20 protein-coding genes and 1 pseudogene are annotated in these 25,120 nt (G+C 69.4%); 8 read left to right on the top strand and 13 right to left on the bottom strand.

Translation table 11 applies throughout. From position 1 onward, the window contains the following. Positions 1-97: 97 nt before the first annotated feature. Positions 98-715, top strand: coding sequence for a GNAT family N-acetyltransferase (locus ACSMXR_RS18100; protein ID WP_473172326.1), 618 nt, complete (start codon positions 98-100; stop codon positions 713-715). A 97-nt stretch (positions 716-812) separates the two neighbouring features. On the opposite strand, the gene trxA is transcribed toward ACSMXR_RS18100, so the two are convergent. The 7 genes and pseudogenes from trxA to ACSMXR_RS18135 form a co-directional block, all read right to left on the bottom strand. Then, positions 813-1,145 carry a thioredoxin gene (gene trxA, locus ACSMXR_RS18105; RefSeq protein ID WP_030077252.1) on the bottom strand — a complete coding sequence of 111 codons (333 nt, stop codon included), beginning with the start codon at positions 1,143-1,145 and terminating at the stop codon, positions 813-815. Positions 1,146-1,192: 47 nt separating this feature from the next. After that, positions 1,193-2,164 (bottom strand): thioredoxin-disulfide reductase, encoded by a 972-nt coding sequence (gene trxB / locus ACSMXR_RS18110; protein ID WP_137229424.1) that lies wholly within the window; start codon positions 2,162-2,164, stop codon positions 1,193-1,195. 125 nt (positions 2,165-2,289) lie between these two features. Beyond that, the gene (locus ACSMXR_RS18115) at positions 2,290-3,255 is read right to left on the bottom strand and encodes a hypothetical protein (protein ID WP_473169406.1); all 966 of its coding nucleotides are present in this window, start codon (positions 3,253-3,255) and stop codon (positions 2,290-2,292) included. Further along, complete coding sequence (sigM, locus tag ACSMXR_RS18120) at positions 3,252-3,968, bottom strand: RNA polymerase sigma factor SigM (protein ID WP_473169407.1); 717 nt, start codon at positions 3,966-3,968, stop codon at positions 3,252-3,254. The genes ACSMXR_RS18115 and sigM overlap by 4 nt, the downstream gene beginning before the upstream one ends. Before the next feature lie 160 nt (positions 3,969-4,128). Then, positions 4,129-5,858: pseudogene (locus ACSMXR_RS18125) on the bottom strand (protein kinase family protein). A 129-nt stretch (positions 5,859-5,987) separates the two neighbouring features. After that, complete coding sequence (gene murJ, locus ACSMXR_RS18130) at positions 5,988-8,150, bottom strand: murein biosynthesis integral membrane protein MurJ (RefSeq protein WP_376185870.1); 2,163 nt, start codon at positions 8,148-8,150, stop codon at positions 5,988-5,990. A gap of 50 nt (positions 8,151-8,200) precedes the next feature. After that, entirely contained in the window at positions 8,201-10,495 is a 2,295-nt protein-coding gene (locus tag ACSMXR_RS18135; protein WP_137229434.1) for a DUF6049 family protein, read from the bottom strand. A gap of 180 nt (positions 10,496-10,675) precedes the next feature. Here ACSMXR_RS18135 and ACSMXR_RS18140 point away from each other — a divergent pair, with 180 nt between their 5' ends. Continuing rightward, positions 10,676-12,118 carry a CCA tRNA nucleotidyltransferase gene (locus ACSMXR_RS18140; RefSeq protein WP_473169408.1) on the top strand — a complete coding sequence of 481 codons (1,443 nt, stop codon included), beginning with the start codon at positions 10,676-10,678 and terminating at the stop codon, positions 12,116-12,118. A 99-nt stretch (positions 12,119-12,217) separates the two neighbouring features. Here the strand turns inward: ACSMXR_RS18140 and ACSMXR_RS18145 are convergent, their stop codons facing one another. From ACSMXR_RS18145 to ACSMXR_RS18155, 3 genes are all read right to left on the bottom strand, one after another. Next, positions 12,218-13,486 carry an MFS transporter gene (locus tag ACSMXR_RS18145; protein WP_473169409.1) on the bottom strand — a complete coding sequence of 423 codons (1,269 nt, stop codon included), beginning with the start codon at positions 13,484-13,486 and terminating at the stop codon, positions 12,218-12,220. Between the two features lie 125 nt (positions 13,487-13,611). Beyond that, the gene (locus ACSMXR_RS18150; protein ID WP_137229440.1) at positions 13,612-14,694 is read right to left on the bottom strand and encodes an inositol-3-phosphate synthase; all 1,083 of its coding nucleotides are present in this window, start codon (positions 14,692-14,694) and stop codon (positions 13,612-13,614) included. Positions 14,695-14,753: 59 nt separating this feature from the next. Further along, complete coding sequence (locus ACSMXR_RS18155) at positions 14,754-15,461, bottom strand: PadR family transcriptional regulator (RefSeq protein ID WP_473169410.1); 708 nt, start codon at positions 15,459-15,461, stop codon at positions 14,754-14,756. Positions 15,462-15,861: 400 nt separating this feature from the next. On the opposite strand from ACSMXR_RS18155, the gene ACSMXR_RS18160 reads away from it, so the two are divergent. Next, on the top strand, positions 15,862-18,621 hold the full coding sequence (locus ACSMXR_RS18160; RefSeq protein ID WP_473169411.1) for a transglycosylase domain-containing protein: 2,760 nt from the start codon (positions 15,862-15,864) through the stop codon (positions 18,619-18,621). 146 nt (positions 18,622-18,767) lie between these two features. Further along, on the top strand, positions 18,768-20,282 hold the full coding sequence (locus ACSMXR_RS18165; protein ID WP_170994423.1) for a glycosyltransferase family 87 protein: 1,515 nt from the start codon (positions 18,768-18,770) through the stop codon (positions 20,280-20,282). Positions 20,283-20,321: 39 nt separating this feature from the next. Here the strand turns inward: ACSMXR_RS18165 and ACSMXR_RS18170 are convergent, their stop codons facing one another. The 3 genes from ACSMXR_RS18170 to ACSMXR_RS18180 form a co-directional block, all read right to left on the bottom strand. Then, on the bottom strand, positions 20,322-21,353 hold the full coding sequence (locus ACSMXR_RS18170; protein WP_473169412.1) for an alanine racemase: 1,032 nt from the start codon (positions 21,351-21,353) through the stop codon (positions 20,322-20,324). Positions 21,354-21,429: 76 nt separating this feature from the next. After that, a complete protein-coding gene (locus ACSMXR_RS18175) occupies positions 21,430-22,548 on the bottom strand; it encodes a lipid II:glycine glycyltransferase FemX (RefSeq protein WP_030077277.1) in 1,119 nt (372 codons plus the stop codon). 172 nt (positions 22,549-22,720) lie between these two features. Next, on the bottom strand, positions 22,721-23,032 hold the full coding sequence (locus ACSMXR_RS18180) for a hypothetical protein (protein ID WP_103508848.1): 312 nt from the start codon (positions 23,030-23,032) through the stop codon (positions 22,721-22,723). 331 nt (positions 23,033-23,363) lie between these two features. Here ACSMXR_RS18180 and rpsF point away from each other — a divergent pair, with 331 nt between their 5' ends. The 4 genes from rpsF to rplI all read left to right on the top strand — a co-directional run bounded on the left by rpsF (position 23,364) and on the right by rplI (position 25,092). Continuing rightward, positions 23,364-23,654 (top strand): 30S ribosomal protein S6, encoded by a 291-nt coding sequence (gene rpsF, locus ACSMXR_RS18185; RefSeq protein WP_018957345.1) that lies wholly within the window; start codon positions 23,364-23,366, stop codon positions 23,652-23,654. Positions 23,655-23,729: 75 nt separating this feature from the next. Next, complete coding sequence (locus ACSMXR_RS18190; RefSeq protein WP_137229452.1) at positions 23,730-24,347, top strand: single-stranded DNA-binding protein; 618 nt, start codon at positions 23,730-23,732, stop codon at positions 24,345-24,347. Between the two features lie 43 nt (positions 24,348-24,390). Continuing rightward, the gene (gene rpsR / locus ACSMXR_RS18195; RefSeq protein WP_003967857.1) at positions 24,391-24,627 is read left to right on the top strand and encodes a 30S ribosomal protein S18; all 237 of its coding nucleotides are present in this window, start codon (positions 24,391-24,393) and stop codon (positions 24,625-24,627) included. A gap of 18 nt (positions 24,628-24,645) precedes the next feature. After that, on the top strand, positions 24,646-25,092 hold the full coding sequence (gene rplI, locus ACSMXR_RS18200) for a 50S ribosomal protein L9 (RefSeq protein ID WP_030707409.1): 447 nt from the start codon (positions 24,646-24,648) through the stop codon (positions 25,090-25,092). The last annotated feature ends 28 nt before the right edge of the window (positions 25,093-25,120 follow it).

The following is a 25,120-nucleotide window of genomic DNA, read 5'->3' on the forward strand; positions in this document are numbered from 1 at the left end:
GCGCCGTCGGGGGATTCGTCGGCAGTCTGTTCCAGGAGCGGAGCGCGCTGGCAGCCGCACGTGATGCGGCGGGCGAAGGAAATGAGGGATCGCCGTCATGGGGCGTCGGCTCGTACCACTCACCCTGGACAACCTTCCGGATCTCCCCGAGCGCTGCCGCTCGTGTGTCTTCTGGGAGCTTGACCCGGTCAGTGGGGAAGCCGCGGTAAAGGCGGGCAAGCCGGAGCTGGAGAAGGAAGCCTGGCTCTCCGCGGTTCTGCTGGAATGGGGGTCCTGCGGCCGGGTGGTCTATGTGGATGACGTTCCGGTCGGCTTCGTGCTTTACGCCCCGCCCGCGTACGTCCCCCGCTCGACGGCTTTTCCGACCAGTCCGGTCTCCCCCGATGCCGTCCAGCTGATCACCGGGCTGATCGTTCCCGAGTACCAGGGGCAGGGGCTGGGCCGTGTCATGGTGCAGACGGTGGCCAAGGACGTGCTGCGCAGGGGCTTCAAGGCGATCGAGGCGTTCGGAGACGCGCGCTCCGAGCAGGCGACATGCGTACTTCCCGCGGATCATCTGCTGGCCGTCGGCTTCAAGACCGTGCGGCCGCATCCCGTGTATCCACGGCTGAGGCTGAATCTGCGGACGACGCTCTCCTGGAAGGAAGACGTGGAGATGGCGCTCGACCGGCTTCTGGGGGCGGTCCAGAAGGAACCGGTGCTGCGGCCGCTGTGAGGCCGGGGCGCTGTCGGCCGTGATGCGAAACGGGCCCACCCCCTCAAGGGGTGGGCCCGTTTCACGTGAAACATTGCGCCGGGGCGCTGCCGCGCGGTCAGGCGCTGATGAAGCCTTCGAGGTCGCGGAGGATCGCGGCCTTCGGCTTGGCGCCGACGATGGTCTTGGCGACCTCGCCGCCCTGGTACACGTTCAGGGTCGGGATGGACATCACGCCGTACTTGGCGGCGGTGGCCGGGTTCTCGTCGATGTTGAGCTTGACGATCTCGATCTGGTCGCCGTGCTCTGCCGCGATGGCCTCCAGCGAGGGGGCGATCTGGCGGCACGGGCCGCACCAGGCTGCCCAGAAGTCCACCAGAACGGGCTTGTCGCTCTTGAGGACTACGTCGTCGAAGTTGTCGTCCGTAACGTGCTTCAGGTCGCCGGCCACGGCGGCCTCCTTAGTCTTCTCGGGGTGGTGGGGTGTGGTGAGGAGGTTCAGACGGCCGGGGTCTTCTCCGGCTCGGCGGACTCGGCGTCGGCCAGGGCCGCGAGGAAGCGCTCGGCGTCCAGGGCGGCGGAGCAGCCGGTGCCCGCTGCCGTGATGGCCTGACGGTAGGTGTGGTCGACCACGTCTCCGGCGCCGAACACGCCGGCCAGGTTGGTGCGGGTCGAGGGTGCCTCGACCTTCAGGTAGCCCTCGTCGTCGAGCTCCAGCTGGCCCTTGAAGAGCTCGGTGCGCGGGTCGTGGCCGACGGCGATGAACAGTCCGGTCACGGGGAGCTCGGACGTCTCGCCGGTCTTGGTGTTGCGCAGGGTCAGACCGGAGAGCTTCTGGTCGCCCTTGACCTCGGCGACCTCGCTGTCCCAGGCGAACTTGATCTTCGGGTCGGCGAAGGCGCGGTCCTGCATGGCCTTGGAGGCACGCAGGGTGTCACGGCGGTGGACGATGGTGACCGACTTGGCGAAGCGGGAGAGGAAGGTCGCCTCCTCCATCGCGGTGTCGCCGCCGCCGATCACGGCGATGTCGTGGTCCTTGAAGAAGAAGCCGTCGCAGGTGGCGCACCAGGAGACGCCGCGTCCGGAGAGGGCGTCCTCGTTGGGCAGTCCGAGCTTGCGGTGCTGGGAGCCGGTCGTGACGATGACCGACTTGGCGCGGTGGACGGTGCCCGCAGTGTCGGTGACGGTCTTGATGTCACCGGTGAGGTCGACCGCGATCACGTCGTCGGGGATCAGCTCGGCGCCGAAGCGCTCGGCCTGGGCCCGCATGTTGTCCATGAGCTCGGGGCCCATGATGCCGTCCTGGAAACCGGGGAAGTTCTCCACGTCGGTGGTGTTCATCAGCGCACCGCCGGCCGTGACGGCGCCCTCGAAGACCAACGGGTTCAGCGAGGCGCGGGCGGTGTACAGCGCGGCGGTGTACCCGGCCGGTCCGGAGCCGATGATGATCACATTACGGACGTCGCTCACGGGTTTCTTCCTCGTTTCTGCAGACTGCCTAACTGCCTACGGGGTCGGTCAACGACTCTCACCCCACCCAACGGATCCTACGGCTGATGCATTCCCGAACGTGCCGCGGCGGCCGCGTACGGTCTTCAGGGGCGTTTGTAGGCGCGGGTGAGCAGCAGCTGCCCGGTGGACTCCGGGGCGGCGTCCACGCAGGCAGCGGCCACGAGGTAGGCCTGTACGCGCGAGGGGTCGCTCGTGTGCGGGAAGACGACGAGATAGGTGTCCGCCCCCTTGTACGTCCCCTCGTCGAGGGCGAGGGCCGGTGTGGTGCGGCCGGTGGCCTGCTGCACACATGGGGGAACAGCGACGGTGGGGGCCTTGAAGGGGCCCCTGGAGGCCTCGGCGTCGGGGGTGAGGGCCTCGCTCGTCGACTTGGTGTCCGAGCCCGGCGGCACCTTCTTCACACCGGGGCTCTCCGTGCTCGCCCCGTCGCCGAGGAGGTCCTGCACCTGGGCTTCGAGCGTGCCGTCGTCGTAGGTGCGTGCGCGACCGTCCGCGGCGCTGACTCCGCTGTCGGCCGAGGTCTTGGCGGCATCGCCGGAGGGGGCGACGGACTGGAGGAGGAAGACGCCCATCCCGATGACCGCCGCGCCGAACGCGGTGCCGAGGACCACGGCGCGCCGACGACGGCGGGCCGGGCGGCGGCCCGGTCCGGTGGCAGCCGAGGACCGGCCCGCGGGGCGGTCCGGTCCGGTGCCGCCGGCGCCCACGGAAGCGGGCCCGGGTGTCGCGGTGTCGCTTGTGGTGTCTTCGGTGGTCGTTGTTTCACGTGAAACAACGACCGGCTCGTCCACGGGAGCGGTGGAGCGGGCCTCCGCCGCGAGCGCCGCGTCGATGCGGGCGGCGATGTCGTCGGGCATCGGCTCGGGTGCGGGCATCGTTCCGAGCAGCCCGCGGATCTCCTCCAGGGAGTCCCGCACCTCCGAGCAGAGGTCGCAGCCCGCGACGTGCTGCTGGACCTCCGCCGTTCGGGAAGGGGAGAGCAGCCCCTCGGTGAGATCGGAGATCTCGGAGACCTCCGGGTGCTGAGCCGTGTCGGCCGTGGATGTCACGGGCGCCCACCTCCTCCCTTCGTAGCGGCAGGATCGCTTGCTCCTGCGTCTCTGGGGCCTGACGCAGATGGGACGGATGCTCCGGGCGTCCGGTTCCTTCCGGTGGCGTCCTTGTCCCCGTCGGGGGGCTGAGCTCCGGTTCCCGCGCGCAGATGGCGGACCAGGGGGGCCAGTCTCGCCCGGCCCCGGGCGCATCTGCTCTTCACGGTGCCGGTCGGCACCTCCAGGATGCTGGCCGCTTCCGCGACGGGGTAGCCCTGCATGTCGACGAGGACGAGGGCTGCCCGCTGCTCGGCGGGCAGCGTGGCCAGAGCTTCCTGGAGCTGGCGGTGGAGGTCCTGCCGCACGGCGGGGGCCTCGGCCGATTCGTGGGGTTCCAGGAGCTGGTCGAGGCGTTCGGCGTCGTCCACCGGGGACGTCTTGCGGGAGGCGGCCTTGCGGACCCGGTCGAGGCAGGCGTTGACGGTGATCCGGTGCAGCCAGGTGGTGACGGCGGACTGGCCGCGGAAGGTGTGGGCGGCGCGGAAGGCGGAGATCAGGGCGTCCTGCACGGCGTCGGCCGCTTCCTCCCTGTCCCCCAGGGTGCGCAGGGCCACGGCCCAGAGCCGGTCGCGGTGGCGGCGTACGAGTTCACCGAAGGCGTCGGGGTCGCCCGCCACATGCCGGGCGAGCAGCTCCGAGTCGCTCGGCGCCTCGGGTGGAACGGAATCCACCGTGCTCCCCCTCCGAACCGGATCCGATGTCATGGACGAACCGCGCCCGGTGAAGCGGTGCGACGGGGAGAAGCCTGCCGTCACGGGTGTGACGGCCGCAACCCTCGGCGTCGCGGTCGCTCGGTGGGAACGGTCCGCCCCACAGTATCGGGGCGGTGGATCAGCCGAGGACGGAGATCTCGCTGATGCCGCCCCGGTAGCCGCCCGTTCCGTCCGACGGGAGCTCCGTGACGTGGATCAGGACGTAGCGGGTGCGGACGGGCTTGTCGAGCTTCTCCTGCAGCTTCGAACCCGCCACGGTCCGTTTGACGATCGGCTGGTCGAAGTCGGCCGTCGTGGACGGGGACGAGGCGTCCGGCGACGCGGCGAGCACGGTCGTCGTCTGCCCCTTCCGGTACATGGACACGTCGACGCCGGAGACGTCCCGTACCTTGCCGAGGTCGACGATGATTCCGCTGCCCTGCTTGCGCTGGGGGAGGTTGCCGAAGTTGGCGAAGGTCTCGTACCGCGGGGTGACCCAGGCGGTGCCGGTATCGCCGTCAATGGTGTTCGGCACGTCCCGCTGCTTGATGCCGGAGCCGTCGGGCATGAACTCCGTGGCCCCCGCGATGTCCAGGGGTTCGGCGGACGGCGCGGGCTTGTCGTCCTTGTTCTTGTCGTCCTCGTTCGGCTCGGAGACGCCGGTGTCGTCGGAGCCCTTGGTCCGGTCGAGCAGCGCCTCCGCGAGCTGCCAGCTGCCGAGGCCCAGCGCGGCGATGAGGAGCGCCGAGACGGTCCACTTGAGCACGCGGCCGGTACGGCTCTGCAGGGGGGCCGGAGGGACCGGCATGACGGGCTGGGTGACCGCGGACGGATGGGAGGACGGGCGCCCGTACGTGCCCTGCTGATAGGTCGTGCGCTGGTACGCCGGAGGCGCGGTGAACGTGGGCTCCGGGGGAAGGATGCGCGGCATGGCCGCGACAGCCTTGGCCAGCTCGTCCGGGGTGGTGCAGGGCGGTTCCTGCCGGGAGGCGGTGGCGCCGTCGTTGGCGAGCGCCCGCATGGCGAGCTCGGAGAGGCCGCGGTGGACGCCGGCCCGGACCTGGTCCGGGGCGATGAGTCCCATGCCCTTGGGCAGCCCGGAGAGCCCGTGGGCGTCGCTTCCGTACGGCCAGCGGTGGGTCAGCGCGGCGTACAGCAGGGCGCCGATGGCCTCGGTGTCCGTACGGAGGGGGCGTTCGGCGGTGATGCCGCGCAGGGCGGCGTTCACGGCGAGGCCGCGGATGCGGTACTGCCCGGTGGAGCTGCGCAGGACCGCGCCGGGGGTGAGACGCAGATGGGACAGGCCTTCGCGGTGGGCGGCGGCCATCGCCTGGGAGAGCTGGCTGACGAGCTGGTAGGCGTCGTGGGCCTCCATCGGCCCGGCGGCCAGCAGAGCGGTGAGCTCGGTGGCGTCCGGCAGCCATTCGTGGACCACGTAGACGAGGTCGTTCTCCTCGACGGCGTCCAGGACCTGGACGAAGCGGGGTCGCCGAGCAGGGCCGAGGAGCGGGCGGCGGCCAGCACCGAGCGGGCCCGCGGGTGGTCGGCGGGCAGCAGATGGACGCCCACCGCCCGGCGGAGCTTCTCGTCGACCGCGCGCCAGCTGCTGAAGCCGTCCAGACGGGTGACGCACTCCTCCAGCCGGTAGCGCCCGGCGAGTTTGTGACCGCTGTGCAGGTCGGGCGATGCCGGAACGGCCTCGGAACGCTCCTGCCCACCGCCCGTGTTCTCGGTGTCCTCGGAGCTCGCGCCCTTGGTGTCCTCGGCTTGCGCCGTCCCGTCGGTCGTGGCCTCGTCCGCCTTGGCGGTCAGCGGCTCGTCGCCGCTGTTGTCGGCCACGTCGACGGCGGCCGTGCTACGTTCCGCCACCGTCGTTCCTGCCTCCCCATCCGTTGCGCGATGCCAGCCAGCTCTGCACAGTCACGCCAATTGTGCCCACACTCCAGCGCTATGCACGACACGCGGAGTGCGGAGATGGTTGTGCGGGCGGGTGCTCATTCAGCGTCCGAGCCGTCCACGGACCATGCCGACCAGGCCGTTGACCTCTTCGATGCGCATCTTCTTCGCCGCGACGAAGAAGATGCCCAGGAGGAGGATGCCGCCGCAGATCAGTGCGGCCAGCGAGCCGAGAGCGCCGGTGCCGACGAATTCCAGGATCCCGAATCCGACGGCGCCGCCGACCAGGGCGGCGGGCACCGCGGCCATGCAGAGGCGGGCGTAGGTCCGGACGATGTGCGCGCCGTCCAGGTCGCCGCCCAGCCGCTTGCTCAGCCGGCGCCAGGCGACGCCGACGCCGACCGCGTAGGCCAGCCCGTAGGAGAAGGCCATGCCGACGACGGCCCAGCGGGCGGGCAGGACGACGTAACAGAGCGCGGAGGCGGCGGCGTTGACGGCGGCCACGATGACGGTGTTGTAAAAGGGGGTCCGGGTGTCCTCGTAGGCGTAGAACCCGCGGAGCACCACGTACTGCACGGAGTACGGGATCAGACCGAGGGCGAAGGCCATGAGGATGAAGCCCATGGATCGGGCCGCCTCGGCGCCGCTGGAGGCGTACAGCAGGGTGCACATCGGCAGGCCGAGGGCGAGGAAGGTGAAGGCCACCGGCACGATGGCGACGGCCGAGTTGCGCAGCCCCTGCGAGATGTCGTCGCGGACCGCACCGGGGTCGTTGTCGTGGGCGGCGCGGGAGATGCGGGGCAGCAGCGCGGCCATGACGGAGACGGTGATGATGGCCTGCGGCATGCCCCAGATCAGCTGGGCGTTGGAGTAGGCGAGGAACCCGGTGCCGTCCTTGCCGGAGAGCTTGCCCGCCGCGGTGGCGAGCTGGGTGACGACCAGGACGCCCGCCTGGTTGGCCAGGACGAACAGCACGGTCCACTTGGCCAGCTTGACGGTCTTGCCGAGCCCGTGGCCCTTCCAGTCGAACCGGGGACGGAAGCGGAAGCCCGTCTCGCGGAGGTACGGGATCATCGCCAGTGACTGGACGACGAGGCCGAGCAGGGTGCCGATGCCGAGCAGCCGGATGCCCTCCGGCGGGATGGTGTCGACGCCCATCCGCGATTCGGCGGAGGTGCCGTAGACCCAGATGAACAGCCCGAACGTGATGATCATGACGATGTTGTTCAGGACCGGGGTCCACATCATCGCGCCGAACTTGCCGCGGGCGTTGAGGATCTGACCCATCACCACATGCACACCCATGAAGAAGATGGTGGGCAGGCAGTACCGGGCGAAGGTGACGGCCACGCTGTTGGCGGCGACGTCGTCGGCGATCGTGTTGGACATCAGCTGGATCAGCACCGGCGCCACGAGGACCGCGGCGGCGACGATCAGGCCGAGGGCGACCATCACCAGGGTCAGGAGCCGGTTGGCGAAGGCCTCGCCGCCGTCCTCGTCGTCCTTCATGGCGCGGACGAGCTGGGGGACGAAGACCGAGTTCAGGCCGCCGCCGACGGTGAGGATGTAGATCATCGTCGGCAGGGTGTACGCGATGGTGAAGCTGTCGCCGAGCATCGCGGCGCCGAGCGCGGCGGTGATCACCAGGGACCGGACGAAGCCGGTCAGCCGGGAGACGAGGGTGCCGGCGGCCATGACCGCGCTGGACTTGAGGAGCCCGGAGACCTTGCCGCCGCCGCCTTTTGCGGGCGCGGGTGCCGGGGCCGGTTCGGGCTGGGGCGGTACCGGAGGCTTGCCCGAGCCTTCCTGGTCCCGGAAGAGGTGGGCGAAGGCGTCCGGCTCCTGCCGGTCGTCCGAGGCCTGGGTGACGAGGGCGTCGACGCCGACGAACTGCGTGGTCGCCGGGCGGTCCCCGTACGGCAGGTGCCGGGAGGGCCCCGCCGGCTCGGGGGGCGGGGTCTGGGCCCAGATGCGCGGGTCGGGGGCGTACGGGGCGGCGGGCGGCTGCTGGTAGAGCGGCGCCGGCTCCTGGTAGGTGCCGGGAGGCGGCGGAGGGTGCGCGGCACGGTCGTAGAGCGCCTCGCCCACCGGGTCCTGGGCGGCCAGGTCCTGCGCTCGGTAGGGGTCGTCCTCGTAGGCGTGCTGGAGGTACGGGTCCGGCGGCACGGGGCCGTCCTGGCCCGCGCCCGGAGGAACCGGAGGCCCGCCCGGAGACGCTGCTCCGCCCGCGCCCTGCCCGCGGTCACCGTCGTACGGCGCGTTCATCGAAACCCCTACCTCATCGTCCCCGGCCGACCGGCCACGACAGACATCGCTCAACGGTCCACTTTCTCACCCGTTCCCGACGGGGCCCCGCTTTCCGGACCGGTGTCCGGAGTCGGGTCACTCGGCTGCTCGGGTTCGTCGCCGTTGCCGTTCGCCGTGTCGCTTGCCACGGCGCGCTTGCGGTGGCTGTACATCCTGATGCCCGCCAGCACCAGGAGCAGCAGTCCGCCGGCGATCACGAGCAGCACGGTGGGCGTGACCTCGGAGACCTTCACGGTGAAGGTCATCTCTTCGCCGTACTGGGTGCCGTCCTCGGTGTACAGCCGTGCGGTCACCTGGGCCCGGCCGTTGGCGCTGGTCGCCGTGTCGAACTTCACCGACTGGCTGTGCCCGCCGGCGATGCTGACCGGCAGTTCGGCCATGGATCCGTCGTCGTTGAACTTGAGCCGGATGTTGTCCGAGGTCAGCTTGAGAACGAGCCGGTCCACGCCCTGCACCAGCTTGTTCTGCACGGTGACCGGGATCGTCGCGCTGCGTCCGGAGAGGGTGACGTCGGACTTCTTGATGAGCTGCACCTCGGAGGTGAGGCTCTGCAGATAGTCGCGGACCGCGTCCCGGTACCGCTGCGCCTCCAGTGCCTGGCCGCGCCAGGATGTCGACATCGAACGGTTGACGGCGTTGCCGAAGGGCGTCACCACGCGCTCGGGCTGGGTCAGGATCGTCTCGAAGCTGTCGAGCGAGCTCTGGGTGGTGCGGATGTCCTGGAAGGCCTGTGTCGGCAGTTCCTGGGCGCGGAGCTTCTTCGGGTAGGCGGCGGCCCGGGGGACCTTGGCGGTGGCCTTCGGGTCGGGCTTCACCTCGGCGGCGGAGACGAGGTCGAGGGGCTGCGTCCAGCGGTTGCCCGACAGGCCCTCCAGGGCGCGGGCCATCGTCTGGGCCTGTGCGGCGGTGGGCATCCGCGGCGGGGCCACGACGATACTGCGCTCGTTGTCGGGCGCCTGCTCGGTCAGCGCGAGGGTCTGGGCGAGGAACCGCTGGACCGCGAGGGTGGCGGCGCCCGCCCTCGACATGTCGCCGTCGAACAGGGTCGACAGCCGGGCGTCCGCGACGACGGCGGTGGTGCCGCCGCCGATCGGCCGCGCCGAGGTCGGCGTGTAGGGAAGCCCCGCGGTCTCCCGGAAGCTGTCGCTGCGGGCGATCACGTTGTGGGCGCCCGCCGAGGTCGCCACATCGACGATGGAGGAGTCCACCGCGCCGTTCACGGGCCAGGCGAAGTCGGTGGACGGCTTCACATGGAGGATGGTCTCCACCGTGGTCGCGGCCACCGCCGAGGCGTTCTGCAGATGGCTGAGCGTTCCGGAGACGTTCTTGCCGCGGTGCGCGATGGAGGCCAGGTCCGGGTCGGCGAACGGCAGGGCGATCACCTTGCCGTCCTCCACCACCTTCTCCAGGGCGGTGAGCCACTGCTTGGCGACGTTCTGGTTCTTGCCCGGGACGGTCGTGTCACCCGACTCGACCTCGTACTTCCCGGCCATCGCCGCGACGCTCGCCAGGAGGTCCGGGTCGACGACCCAGGTGACGGGGAGCCGGCTGCCCAGGGACACCATCTGCTCCAGCCGGCCGCCGGGCGCCAGCTCCTTGGCCAGGTCGTCGTTGGCGAAGACGGGGGTCTGCTGCTCGTCCGAGCGGGTCTCCGCCGTGACATGGGGAGAAGCGATCAGCGGCCAGAGGAAGGTGAGCTTCGTCCGGCTGTCGCTCGCCTCGGGCTGCCAGGGCAGGAACGAGCGCTCGATGCCCAGCACCTGCTCGTAGGGGGCGGTGGTCGTCCGGCCGGAGACCGAGACGCCGAGCTGATAGACGCCCGGGTCGTCCAGGCCCAGCTTGTCGACGGGCACGGTGAGCGTGAAGTCCTGGCTGATCCCCTTGGCGAGCTTGGGGAACTTCACCGTGTACTTGTCCCCGACGGTGACCGGGTCGGCGCCGGGAAGGTACCCGGAGCGCTTGGCGGCGTCGTCGACCTCTCCCCGGCCGGAGAGCCGGGGGCCGACCCGCAGATCGACCTCGGCGCTGCTGATCGTCTCCTTGCCCTTGTTGGTGAGCGTTCCGGAGACGGTCAGGGTGTCGTCCTCCGTGGGAACGCTCGGGGAGAGCGTGTCCAGGGACACATCGACCGTACGGGAGCCTGTGGGGGCCTTGGCGGGCTCGGCGGCCGGGGCGGCACCGGCGGCCGGAACGGCCAGGAGACCGGCCAGCAGCGGTGCTCCCAGCACCGCGGAGGCCGTGCGCCGGAGCCACCGGCGGGCAGGGGACGGACGCGTCCCCCGGAAGTCTGCCGCCTCGGCCACGCGCCTACCCGTCCCTCTTCGTCGTCAGATGCTGTCGATCGTTCGGTCCTGCGTCCCCGCATGGTAACGAGGTGCGGCGGGCCGAAGTGCTGGGGTCCGTCGCACATGATCGCCGGTGTGCCGCAGGGTCCCCGTAAACGATGACGCCGCGGGCGGTCGGGGCACGTACCCTTTTCTGTTGTGCCGAACGCCAACGAAGAGAACGCCAGTGCCCTGAGCCAGGTGCAGCACCGCGCGGTGAGTGAGCTGCTGCGGGTGTCCCCGGTCGCCGACGACCTCGCCCGTCGATTCCAGGAGGCCGGATTCGGCCTCGCGCTGGTCGGCGGCTCGGTCCGCGACGCGCTGCTGGGCAGGCTCGGGAACGACCTGGACTTCACCACCGATGCCCGCCCCGACGATGTGCTCAAGATCGTCCGCCCCTGGGCCGACTCGGTGTGGGAGGTCGGGATCGCCTTCGGCACCGTCGGCTCCCAGAAGGACGGCTACCAGATCGAGGTCACGACCTACCGGTCGGAGGCGTACGACCGGACCTCGCGCAAGCCGGAGGTCTCCTACGGCGACTCCATCGAGGACGACCTCGTGCGCCGCGACTTCACGGTCAACGCCATGGCCGTGGCCCTGCCGCAGAAGGAGTTCGTCGATCCGTACGGCGGCCTGAAGGACCTCGCCGAGCGGGTGCTGCGCACGCCGGGCACGCCCGAGGAGTCCTTCTCCGACGACCCGCTGCGCATGCTGCGCGCGGCCCGCTTCGCCGCGCAGCTCGACTTCGAGGTCGCCCCCGAGGTCGTCACCGCCATGACGGAGATGTCCGAGCGGATCGGGATCGTCTCCGCCGAGCGGGTCCGCGACGAACTCAACAAGCTGCTGCTCTCCCAGCACCCGCGCAAGGGTCTGGGACTCCTGGTCGACACGGGGCTGGCCGAGCATGTGCTGCCCGAGCTTCCCGCGCTGCGCCTGGAGAGTGACGAGCATCACCGCCACAAGGACGTCTACGAGCACTCGCTGACCGTCCTGGAGCAGGCCATCGATCTGGAGGAGAACGGCCCCGACCTCGTACTGCGTCTCGCCGCGCTGCTCCACGACATCGGCAAGCCGAGGACCCGCCGCTTCGAGAAGGACGGCAGGGTCTCCTTCCACCATCACGAGGTGGTGGGCGCGAAGATGACGAAGAAGCGCATGACCGAGCTCAAGTACTCCAACGAGCTGGTCAAGGATGTGTCGAAGCTGGTGGAGCTGCATCTGCGCTTCCACGGGTACGGCGACGGCGAGTGGACCGACTCCGCGGTGCGCCGGTACGTGCGCGACGCGGGGCCGCTGCTGGAGCGTCTCCACAAGCTCACCCGGTCGGACTGCACGACTCGGAACAAGCGCAAGGCGAACGCGCTCTCCCGCACCTACGACGGGCTGGAGGAGCGCATCGCCCTGCTGCAGGAGCAGGAGGAGCTCGACTCGATCCGCCCCGACCTGGACGGCAACGAGATCATGCAGATCCTGGAGGTCGGCCCCGGGCCGGTGATCGGCAAGGCGTACGGCTTCCTGCTGGAGCTGCGCCTGGAGCACGGGCCCATGGAACGGGACGCCGCGGTGGCGGCGCTCAAGGAGTGGTGGGCGCGGCAGGACTGAGTCCGACGGGGTGATGTTTCACGTGAAACATCACCGGCCGGATGTGGCGAGGGGCGTTGTTTCACGTGAAACAACGCCCCTCGCCACATCCACGAGCGGCTACCGGCGGGCATCGGTGCGCCGCCAGCGGAACATCGTCACCGCCACCACCGCGTACAGCACCGCCACGACCGCCACGACGGAGACCGATCTGCCGTCCGGCGGGAGCATCAGGGCCGCCACTCCCGCGGCGCTCACGAACGCGACGTTGAAGAGCACGTCGTAGAGCGAGAAGACCCGGCCGCGGAAGGAGTCGTCGACCGAGGTCTGTACGACCGTGTCGGTCGCGATCTTCGACCCCTGGGTCACGACGCCGAGCACGAACGCGGCGATCAGCATCGGGACGGGGGCGAAGGAGAGGCCCAGGGCGGGCACCAGGACGGCCGCGGCCCCGGCGCAGCCCACGATCCACCCGTACCGGCCGAGGAGCCCCACGGCCCACGGGGTGAGGACGGCGGCGACGAAGAACCCCGCGCCGGACACCCCGACCGCCAGGCCGAGCAGGGCCAGCCCGTCGGATTCGGTGTCCGACCAGGCATAGCGGCACAGCATGAGCACCATCACGGTGAGAGCGCCGTAGCAGAAGCGGATCACGGTCATCGCGGCCAGTGCCCGGGCCGCGTGGCTGCGCTGTGCCAGATGCCGCAGCCCGGCGACGAGCCCGCGCGCGGTGACGGCCAGAGCCGCCCGCAGCCGCAGGGGGCTCCCGTCGGTGTCCGGCCCCAGCAGGGCCCGGGGCAGGCTCAGGGACGCCAGCGCGGACAGCAGGTAGAGCATCGACCCCAGCAGCACGACCGCCGCGTCGGACTCGTCGGCCACCAGTCGCACGACGAAGGCGAGTCCGCCTCCCGCGGTCGCCGCCAGGGTGCCGGCGGTCGGGGAGAGGGAGTTGGCGACGACGAGGCGTTCGGTGTCGACCACCCGGGGCAGGGCGGCGGAGAGGCCGGCCAGCACGAAACGGTTGACGGCGGTGACGCAGAGGGCCGAGGCGTAGAAGAGCCAGTCGGGCACCGAGGCGAGGATCAGGAGCGCCGTGGAGCAGGCCAGGGCTGCCCGCAGGAGGTTTCCGTAGAGGAAGACCTGACGTCGGGGCCAGCGGTCCAGCAGCACCCCCGCGAACGGGCCGATCAGGGAGTAGGGCAGCAGGAGCACGGCCATCGCGGAGGCGATGGCGGCGGCCGATGTCTGCTTCTCCGGGGAGAAGACGACATACGTGGCGAGGGCGACCTGGTAGACGCCGTCGGCGGACTGCGACAGGAGCCGCACGGTGAGCAGGCGGCGGAAGTTCCGCAGGCGCAGCAGGGTGCGCAGATCACGCGCGACAGACATGGGAGCAAGCGTCACACACGTCGGGGGTCCACGGGCGGATTGCCCGGGGACCCCCGACGTGCGGCAGGAAGAGGTGAGCGTCTCCGCTCAGCACTCCGGTGTGGCTGTCGGCCGAGAAGGCCGGTTCAGCGCTCGGTCTCGCCCTTGATGAACTTCTCGACGTTCTCGCGGGCCTCGTCGTCGAAGTACTGCACGGGCGGGCTCTTCATGAAGTAGCTCGAAGCCGAGAGGATCGGGCCGCCGATGCCGCGGTCCTTGGCGATCTTCGCGGCGCGGACGGCGTCGATGATGACACCGGCCGAGTTCGGGGAGTCCCACACCTCGAGCTTGTACTCCAGGTTCAGCGGAACGTCGCCGAACGCGCGGCCCTCGAGGCGCACGTACGCCCACTTGCGGTCGTCCAGCCAGGCCACGTAGTCCGAGGGGCCGATGTGGACGTTGTCCGCACCGAGCTCACGGTCACGGATCTGCGAGGTGACGGCCTGCGTCTTCGAGATCTTCTTGGACTCCAGGCGCTCCCGCTCGAGCATGTTCTTGAAGTCCATGTTGCCGCCGACGTTCAGCTGCATCGTGCGGTCCAGGATGACACCGCGGTCCTCGAAGAGCTTCGCCATCACGCGGTGCGTGATGGTGGCGCCCACCTGGGACTTGATGTCGTCGCCGACGATCGGGACACCGGCCTCGGTGAACTTGTCCGCCCACTCCTTGGTGCCGGCGATGAAGACCGGGAGAGCGTTGACGAACGCGACCTTGGCGTCGATGGCGCACTGCGCGTAGAACTTCGCAGCGACCTCGGAACCGACGGGCAGGTAGCAGACGAGAACGTCGACCTGCTTGTCCTTGAGGACCTGGACGATGTCGACCGGGGCGTCCGCGGACTCCTCGATCGTCTCGCGGTAGTACTTGCCGAGACCGTCGTGGGTGTGGCCGCGCTGGACGGTCACGCCCGTGTTCGGCACGTCCGCGATCTTGATGGTGTTGTTCTCGCTGGCGCCGATGGCGTCCGCGAGGTCGAGGCCGACCTTCTTCGCGTCGACGTCGAAGGCGGCGACGAACTCGACGTCGCTGACGTGGTAATCGCCGAACTGGACGTGCATCAGACCGGGCACCTTGCCGGCCGGATCGGCGTCCTTGTAGTACTCGACGCCCTGCACCAGCGAGGCGGCGCAGTTGCCCACGCCTACGATGGCTACGCGAACCGAACCCATTCCGGTTGCTCCCTGTGTAATCGGTGTTTCCGATGAAGTCGCCGCGGAGTGCGATGACTTCACTTGGCGGTGTCGTCGGACGGATCCGGCGGGGTGTTGTCCCGATGCCGGGGCAGGCCGCCCGTCTCTCCAGGTGTGTCCTGCTGAGCGGAGCCTTCGGGTGAGGATCGTCGCCGATCCCGTCCCGACCGCTCGCTCTCGATGAGCTCGTTCAGCCAGCGCACTTCGCGCTCCACGGACTCCATGCCGTGTCGCTGCAGCTCAAGCGTGTAGTCGTCGAGTCGTTCGCGGGTGCGGGCGAGAGAGGCGCGCATCTTCTCCAGGCGCTCCTCCAGCCGGCTGCGCCGGCCTTCCAGAACCCGCATCCGCACATCGCGCTCGGTCTGGCCGAAGAAGGCGAAGCGCGCTGCGAAGTGCTCGTCCTCCCAGGAGTCCGGACCGGTGTGCGACAGCAGCTCCTCGAAGTGCTCCTTACCTTCTGCCGTCAACCGGTAGACGATCTTCGCCCGGCGTCCCGTCAGTGAGGAGGAGGAAGCGGCCGCGCGTCCGGTGACCGGCGCGGTGTCCGCCGCGTCACTGGCGGGCTCCTCGATCAACCAGCCGCTGGCGACCAGCGTCTTGAGGCAGGGGTAGAGGGTTCCGTAGCTGAAAGCACGGAAGATCCCCAGCGAAGTGTTGAGGCGTTTGCGCAGCTCATAGCCGTGCATCGGCGATTCGCGGAGCAGGCCGAGAACGGCGAACTCGAGGATGCCGGAGCGTCGGCTCACCGGTGCCTCCTCCTTCTCCCGCTGCTTCTGTCGGCACGGTCCACCGGAATCACCGGCGTACTTATGCCGTGCTGATGTATCGACTCGATACATCAGCACGATAGATCGCTCCGACCTGTTCGACAAGGGTGACCTTCGTGAACGGCGTCACATCGACGATTCCCAGGGTTCGACTTGCGTTGTTTGGGGTGAAGTTCGGCCCTAGGCGGGTTTTGACCGTGCGTAGTCTGTGCGGCATGCAGACCACCGGGAACCGCGAGGCGCTCTCGCGCGTCAGTCTTCGCGGACTGCCGGATGCGCTGCGGATGAGCCTTCCGCAGTGGCTTGTCCGTAATTCGGGGGGACCGGATCTCAACTGCCGCTTCCAGGCGCTCTCGCCTGCCCGAGGAGTAGTCGTTCCATGAGCGAGCACCGTCGCAAATCGCCTCAGTCACAGGGTGGCGGGCGGGCCGCGGCCAGACGAGCCGCCCAGCAGTCGACCGGACGCCGAGCAGTCCCGTCACGCAGAGCAACTTCGGCATCACCTTCCGAATCGCCTTACGAGTCGCACGGTGGTGAGGAGCGTCAGTACGGCAGTCGCGCCGAGGCCCGCCGAGCGGCCCAGCGTGGCGGCCGACGCCGTGGCGCCGACGCCGGGGGCGCGGGCGGCGGTGGCGGCCGACGACGCGGTGGCGGCGGAGGTTCGGACGGACCGGGGGGCCGGGGGCGTGACAACGGCGGCCCCGGCAAGAAGCGCTTCATCGACTACCCACGCCACGGCAAGTACGGGTTCCGCCGCTGGGTGCCCTCGTGGAAGCTGGTGTCGGGGCTCTGTCTGGGGTTCCTCGGTGTGCTGATGGGTGTGGGGGGCGTCTCGTACGCCCTCGTGACCATGCCGAAGGAAAACGAGGCGGCAACTGCCCAGAACAACGTCTACTACTGGGCCGACGGCACGCAGATGGTGGCGACCGGTGGTGCGGTCAACCGCCAGGAGCTCAAGTACGAGCAGATCCCCGAAGCGATGCGCAACGCCGTGATCTCGGCCGAGAACAAGAGCTTCGATTCGGACCGCGGCATCGACCCGATGGGTATCGGGCGCGCGCTGTTCAACATGGCCACGGGCGGTGAGACCCAGGGCGGCTCGACCATCACCCAGCAGTACGTCAAGAACTCCCGGCTCTCCCAGGACCAGACACTCACCCGTAAGTTCAAGGAACTCTTCATCACGCTCAAGGTCGGCGGTGAGATGAAGAAGGAAGACGTGATGAAGGGCTACCTCAACGTCTCCTACTACGGACGCGGTGCCTCCGGTCTGCAGGCGGCGGCCCGCACGTACTACAACAAGGACGCCGGCGAGCTGAACGCGAGCGAGTGCGCTTTCCTGGCCACCTTGCTCAAGGGTGCGAGCTACTACGACCCGGCCGGCGCGATCGACATCGACAAGGCCAACGCGACCCCGGCGAAGAACACCAAGCGGGCCAAGGAACGCTGGGCGTGGATCCTCGACGAGCAGGTCAAGGACGGGCGCATGTCGGCGGCGGACCGCGCCAAGTACACGAAGTTCCCGGATCCGCTGCCGCCGAAGAAGGACGCCAAGCTGGGCGGTCAGACCGGCTACCTGGTGGATCTCGCCAAGAAGTACTTCCTCGCCAACAACGACCAGGGCATCGACGCCAAGCAGCTCGAACTGGGCGGCTTCGAGATCCACACCACCTTCCAGAAGAAGCGGGTGCAGGAGCTCGAAAAGGCGGTGAACAAGGTCTACAAGGCCAAGATCCGGCCCAAGGAGCGTCCCGAGACGGACACGCACGTCGAGTTCGGCGGTGCCTCCGTGGACGCGAAGACCGGCGCCATCATCGCCACGTACGGCGGTCAGGACGCCACCACGCACTTCACGAACAACGCGGACGCCACGGGTGCCCAGGTCGGTTCGACGTGGAAGCCGTTCGTGCTGGCCGCGGCCATGCAGTACGGCGTGCGCGATCCGTCCGGCGGTAAGGAACAGAGCGAATCCCAGCGCACCCAGGTCTCGCAGGAGAGCATCTACAACGGCGACAACCTGCTGCGGATCAAGGACTACACGGGCAAGATCTGGCTGAATCAGGACAACGAGGAATGGCGTCAGACCAACGACGGCGGCAAGGACTACGGTGAGATCGACCTGCGGACGGCCATGGAGCAGTCCGCCAACTCCCCGTTCGTGCAGCTCGGCATGGACGTCGGGACGGACAAGGTCAAGGATGTCGCCGTCGCCTCCGGTCTGAAGGACGACACCTTCATGGCCGACGCGACCGTTCCCTCGTTCTCCATCGGCACCTCCTCGCCCAGCGCCATCCGCATGGCGGGCTCCTACGCCACCTTCGCCACGAGCGGCCAGCAGAACGACACGTACTCGGTGACCGAGGTGAAGAAGGGGGGCGAGACCGTCTTCAAGCACCAGAAGAGGACCAAGCGCGCCTTCAGCACCGACATCGCCGACAACGTCACGGACGTGCTGAAGAACGTCGTGGAGAACGGGACGGGCACGCCCGCCCAGCTGGAGGGCCGTGAGGTCGCGGGCAAGACCGGTACGACGGACGGCAACCGGTCCGCCTGGTTCGTCGGGTACACCCCGCAGGTCTCGACCGCCATCAGCATGTTCCGGCTCGACGACGACGAGACGAACAAGGAACGTGAGTTCCTGAAGATGTTCGGCACGGGTGGCGAGGAGAAGATCCACGGAGCCTCGTTCCCGGCCTCCATCTGGCACGACTACATGTCCGAGGCGATGAAGGGCAAGAAGGCCATCGCCTTCCCGGAGCCGAAGGACCTGGGCGATGTCGTGTGGGGCGGTGGCGCGGTCAGCCCGAGCCCGACGCCCAGTCCCACGCCTTCGGAGACGGCCTCGGAGGAGCCGAGTCCGACCCCGACGCCGACCCAGACCACTCCGAGCCCGACGCCGACGCCGACCAAGTCCTGCGGATTCTTCGACCCGAACTGCCAGGAGTCCAACGGCGGGGGCCAGAACGCCGGGGCCGACGGCGGAGGCCAGAACGGCGGGGCCGACGGCGGCGGGGACAACGGCGGAGCCGACGGCGGGGGCGACAACTCCGGAGCCACCGACGGCAGTGACAACGGCGGCGCCCAGGGAGCCAACGGCAACCAGGGCGGAACCGGATCGATCTGGGGCACCTCCGGATAGCCGGACCGGTCGAGCACAGTGACGAGGGCCGTCGCACCATGTGGGTGCGACGGCCCTCGTCGCGTTCCCGGCGGTCCACGGCGTTCCGGTCGCCCCGCCGTGTCCCCGGGGCGGTCCTTGCCCCGGGCACAGCCCCGTACGGCAGGATGTGCGGCATGCCAAGCCCCAGCGCAGAAGACACGAGCGTGCACCAGGAGCGGCCCGTCGTGCGGCCCACCGATCAGGACGAGGTCGCGGCGGCCGGCAGCGAGCTGTTCGGCGGCCGGGTGGGACGCTGGGCGCGGCTCGGCGACGGTCCGCTCACGCCGGTGCGCGTCGTCGCGCTGGTCATGATCGGGATGTTCGCCCTCGGCATGGTGCAGAAGATCCCCTGTTACGAATGGGCCTGGTTCCGCGGGGCCACCTCGCAGTACACGCACGCCTGCTACTCCGACATTCCGCACCTCTTCCTGGGGCGCGGGTTCGCCGACGGCCTGGTGCCGTACTTCGACCGGCTGAGCGGCGACATGCAGTACCTGGAGTACCCCGTGCTGACCGGGGTGTTCATGCAGGTGGCGGCCTGGCTGACGCTGACGCCCGACAGCGACCCCATCCAGCAGCGCGAGCAGATGTACTGGATGGTCAACGCGGGCATGCTGATGATCTGTGCGGTCGTCATCGCCGTGTGCACCGTCCGTACGCACCGCCGCCGCCCCTGGGACGGTCTCCTGGTCGCGCTGGCCCCCGCGTTCGTCCTCACCGCGACCATCAACTGGGACCTGCTGGCCGTCGCTCTGACGGCCGCGGCGATGCTCATGTGGTCCCGGGGCCGGGTGCTCGCGTTCGGCATCCTCATCGGCCTGGCGACGGCCGCCAAGCTCTACCCCGTCCTGCTGCTCGGCCCGCTCCTGGTGCTCTGCTGGCGGGCGGGCCGGTGGCGCGAGTTCGGTACGGCCCTGCTGGGCGCGGGGTCCGCCTGGCTGGTGGTGAACCTGCCGGTGATGATCTTCGCGCCCGAAGGGTGGCGGAAGTTCTACACCTTCAGCCAGGAGCGGCCCATCGACTTCGGCTCGTTCTGGCTGATCATCACCCAGCGCACCGGCAAGCCCATCGACGTGGAGACGGTCAACACCGCGTCGGTCGTCCTGATGGTGGTGTTCTGCGCGGGCATCGCGGGCCTGGCGCTGTCCGCGGCGCGCCGGCCGCGCTTCGCCCAGCTGGCGTTCCTGGTGGTGGCCGCGTTCATCCTGACGAACAAGGTCTACTCACCGCAGTACGTGCTGTGGCTGATCCCGCTGGCCGTCCTGGCCCGGCCGCGCTGGCGCGACTTCCTCATCTGGCAGGCCTGCGAGGTCATGTACTTCCTCGGGATCTGGTTCTACCTCGCGTACACCAGCGGCGGGGACAAGCACCAGGGGCTGCCGCAGGAGGGCTACCAGGTCGCGATCGCCCTGCACCTGCTGGGCACGCTGTACCTGTGCGCGCTGATCGTCCGGGACATCCTCCAGCCGGAGAAGGACCCGGTGCGCAGGGACGGGTCGGACGATCCGTCGGGTGGAGTCCTCGACGGGGCTCCGGACACGTTCGTGCTGGCGCCCGAGGCCCGGCCGTCCGGGCACACGGCGCCGGCGGTCACGGGACCTCAGGTGGAGTGGGGCGCGACGCCCACCCGGGACGGCTGACGGGCCCGGCGCGGCCGCTCAGGGCCGCGCCCGGGCGGCTCAGCGGTCGACGAGCCGGTCGTACTGGGTGGTCGTGTGGCGCAGATGGGCGACCAGCTCGTCACCGACCCGGGGCTCCTGGGTGTCCGAGGGCACGAACAGGATCGACACCTGCATGTGCGGCGGCTCGGCGAACCACCGCTGCTTGCCCGCCCAGACGAACGGCGACAGATTGCGGTTGACCGTGGCCAGGCCCGCGCGGGCGACGCCCTTGGCCCGCGGCATCACGCCGTGCAGCGCCTTGGGCGCCTCCAGGCCGACCCCGTGGGACGTACCGCCGGCCACGACGACCAGCCAGCCGTCGGACGCGGTCTTCTGCTGGCGGTAGCCGAAGCGGTCGCCCTTGACGACGGGGGTGACGTCCAGGACGGCTCCCCGGTACTCGGTGGCCTCGTGGTCGCCGAGCCAGAGCCGGGTGCCGATACGGGCCCGGAAGCGGGTCTGCGGGAACTGCTGCTGGAGCCGGGCCAGCTCCTCGGCGCGCAGATGGCTGACGAACATGGTGTGCAGCGGCAGCCGGGCCGCGCGCAGCCGGTCCATCCAGCCGATGACCTCCTCGACGGCGTCGGAGCCGTCGGTGCGGTCCAGCGGCAGATGCAGGGCGAAGCCTTCGAGCCGTACGTCCTCGATCGCCGCGTGCAGCTGCCCGAGCTCCTCCTCCTTGACGCCGTGGCGCTTCATCGAGCTCATGCACTCGATGACGACCCGGGCGCCGACCAGGGCGTGCACCCCGTCGACGGAGGAGACGGACCGGATGACGCGGTCCGGCAGCGGTACGGGCTCCTCACCGCGCCGGAACGGGGTCAGGACGAGCAGGTCGCCGCTGAACCAGTCCTTGATCCGGGCCGCCTCGTAGGTCGTCCCGACGGCGAGGGTGTCGGACCCGAAGCGGATCGTCTCGTCGGCGAGGCGCTCGTGGCCGAAGCCGTAGCCGTTGCCCTTGCAGACGGGTACGAGACCGGGGAACTGGTCGATCACGGACTTCTGGTGCGCCCGCCAGCGCGCTGTGTCGACGTAGAGGGAGAGCGCCATGGCGGCCCGGAACCTTTCTGGTGGCTGCGGTGGATCAGGGAACGAACGGGGGTGTCGCGAGAGGTGGTGAAGCCGGTCAGCGGCGCGACATATAGATGTCGAGCGCCTTGTGGAGCAGCTTGTTGAGCGGGAAGTCCCACTCGCCGACGTACTCGACGGCCTCGCCGCCGGTGCCGACCTTGAACTGGATCAGGCCGAAGAGGTGGTCGGTCTCGTCCAGCGAGTCGCTGATCCCGCGCAGGTCGTAGACGGTCGCGCCCATCGCGTAGCTGTCGCGCAGCATGCGCCACTGCATCGCGTTCGACGGCCGGACCTCGCGTCCGATGTTGTCGGAGGCGCCGTAGGAGTACCAGACGTGTCCGCCGACGACGAGCATCGTGGCGGCGGAGAGGTTCACGCCGTTGTGGCGGGCGAAGTAGAGCCGCATCCGGTTGGGGTCCTCGGAGTTGAGGACGGTCCACATGCGCTGGAAGTACGAGAGCGGGCGCGGCCGGAAGTGGTCGCGCACGGCGGTGATCTCGTAGAGCCGCTGCCATTCGGCCAGGTCCTCGTAGCCGCCCTGGACGACCTCGACGCCGGCCTTGTCGGCCTTCTTGATGTTGCGGCGCCACAGCTGGTTGAAGCCCTTGAGGACGTCCTCCAGCGAGCGGTTGGCCAGCGGCACCTGGAAGACGTAGCGGGGCTGTACGTCACCGAATCCGGCGCCGCCGTCCTCGCCCTGCTGCCAGCCCATCTTCCGCAGCCGGTCCGCGACCTCGAAGGCGCGCGGCTCGATGTGCGTGGCCTCGACGTCGCGCAGGCGCTTCACGTCCGGGTCCTGGATGCCGGACTTGATGGCCGCGGAGTCCCAGCGGCGGATGACCACCGGCGGGCCCATCTTCACGGAGAAGGCGCCCTGCTGCTTGAGGTGGGCGAGCATCGGCTGGAGCCAGTCGTCCAGGTTCGGTGCGTACCAGTTGATGACCGGGCCCTCGGGGAGGTACGCCAGGTAACGCTTGATCTTGGGCAGCTGGCGGTACAGGACGAGGCCGGCGCCGACGATCTCGCCGTTCTTGTCGAACCAGCCCAGGTTCTCCGAGCGCCATTCGGTCTTCACATCAGCCCACGCCGGGACCTGGCAGTGACTGGCCGAGGGCAGGCTCTGGATGTACGCCAGATGCTGCTCTCGGCTGATGGTCCTCAGGGTCAGGCTCATGCGGGGCGCTCCTCGGCAGGTGTGTCCCCATCGGTCAGGGGCTCCGGCTCTCGCGCCGAAGCCTACTGTGACCGAGGGCCGCCCGGCCTTGCCCCGGGGGGCAGGAACGTACGACGGACCGGCGCGGGCGCCCGGGCGCCCGCGCCGGTCCGTGCTCCGGCCGGTGGTCCGGTCAGGTGATCACGCCGCCGAAGAGGCCGCCGTGGGCCATGCCGAGGAAGAAGCCGACGGCGGACGCACCGAGTCCGATGACCAGGCCGAACCGCTCGCCGGTCGTCTTGGAGACGTACATCCCGTATCCACCGGTCAGGATGCCGACCAGCCCGGCCCACGAGCTGATCAGGTGCAGGTGGTGGAACATCGCCGTCACGAAGGCGAGGGCGCCCAGCACGAGGGTCACGGCGAGCAGGGTGTCCTGGAGCGGGTGCGGCTTGCCGTCCGTCGCGAAGAGCGAGCCGGTGGCGGGGCGAATGGTCTGTGCCATGGAGTACCTCCTGGCCGGACGGATGGGCGGTGGATCCAGCGCCTCCCGCACCGCGGCGGGTGTAGCGCCTCTCACACCGCATCTGTCTCGATTGTGCCCTCTGAGCTCCTGATTTCAACCGGAAGCCGGTCTACGGGTAGTCTGTACGGTCTGCACCGGTGTCTGCCCAGGCCAGCACGGCGAGCCTCTACCCAAACCCCCACTCCGGGATCGTTCGGGAGCGGATTGTCAGTGCCGGATGTTTTCCTCGGGAACGCCGTTGCGACACGCATCACGACCCTCCTGCCACGGAACGACCGTGGCCGCTGAGTCCAAAGGAGGTGGGTTCCACATGCGTCACTACGAGGTGATGGTCATCCTCGACCCCGATCTCGAGGAGCGAGCAGTCTCCCCGCTGATCGAGAACTTCCTCTCCGTCGTCCGTGAGGGCGACGGAAAGGTGGAGAAGGTCGACACCTGGGGCCGTCGTCGGCTCGCCTACGAGATCAAGAAGAAGCCCGAGGGCATCTACTCGGTCATCGACCTGCAGGCCGAGCCTGCGGTCGTCAAGGAGCTCGACCGCCAGATGAACCTGAACGAGTCGGTCCTCCGGACCAAGGTCCTCCGTCCCGAGATCCACTGAGCATCTAGCTCAGCGGTTTTCGGGTCCGAGTAGCAGCAAGCAGCCAGAAGCAATCCCCGCCGAGAGGTTCACCCAATGGCAGGCGAGACCGTCATCACGGTCGTCGGCAATCTCGTCGACGACCCCGAGCTGCGCTTCACCCCGTCCGGTGCGGCGGTCGCGAAGTTCCGTGTCGCGTCCACTCCCCGCATCTTCGACCGGCAGACCAACGAGTGGAAGGACGGCGAAGGCCTGTTCCTCACCTGCTCGGTCTGGCGTCAGGCGGCGGAGAACGTCGCGGAGTCGCTCCAGCGAGGCATGCGCGTCGTCGTGCAGGGCCGGCTGAAGCAGCGGTCCTACGAGGACCGTGAGGGCGTCAAGCGCACGGTCTACGAGCTGGACGTCGAGGAAGTCGGCCCCAGCCTCAAGAACGCCACGGCCAAGGTCACCAAGACCACCGGTCGCGGTGGTCAGGGCGGCCAGGGTGGATACGGCGGCGGCCAGCAGGGCGGCGGCAACTGGGGCGGCGGTCCCGGTGGCGGTGGCCAGCAGGGCGGCGGCGGTGCACCCGCCGACGACCCGTGGGCGACCGGCGCGCCGGCAGGCGGCCAGGGCGGCGGGGCACAGCAGGGCGGCGGAGGCGGCTGGGGCGGAAGCTCCGGCGGTTCCGGCGGCTCCTCTGGCGGCGGCTACTCGGACGAGCCTCCCTTCTAGGGCTGCTCGTACCCCCACTTCTTGATCACACAGGAGAAACACCATGGCGAAGCCGCCTGTGCGCAAGCCTAAGAAGAAGGTCTGCGCGTTCTGCAAGGACAAGACCCAGTACGTGGACTACAAGGACACGAACATGCTGCGGAAGTTCATTTCCGACCGTGGCAAGATCCGTGCCCGCCGCGTCACCGGCAACTGCACGCAGCACCAGCGTGACGTCGCCACGGCTGTCAAGAACAGCCGTGAGATGGCGCTGCTGCCCTACACGTCCACCGCGCGATAAGGGAAGGGTGACAACAGCATGAAGATCATCCTCACCCACGAGGTCTCCGGCCTCGGCACCGCCGGCGATGTCGTCGACGTCAAGGACGGGTACGCCCGCAACTACCTGGTTCCGCGTGGCTTTGCCATCCGCTGGACCAAGGGTGGCGAGAAGGACGTGGCGCAGATCCGCCGCGCCCGCAAGATCCACGAGATCGCGACGATCGAGCAGGCCAACGAGATCAAGGCCAAGCTCGAGGGCGTGAAGGTCCGTCTGGCTGTTCGCTCCGGCGACGCCGGCCGTCTCTTCGGCTCGGTCACCCCGGCCGACGTCGCTTCGGCGATCAAGGCCGCCGGTGGTCCCGACGTCGACAAGCGTCGCGTCGAGCTCGGCTCGCCGATCAAGACGCTCGGCGGACACCAGGTGTCCGTCCGTCTGCACCCCGAGGTCGCAGCGAAGCTCGGCGTCGAGGTCGTTGCTGCCTAAGGGCAGAGCTCAGCTGAGTCAGTGAAGG

The organism is Streptomyces sp. DSM 106670 (genome assembly GCF_055792845.1).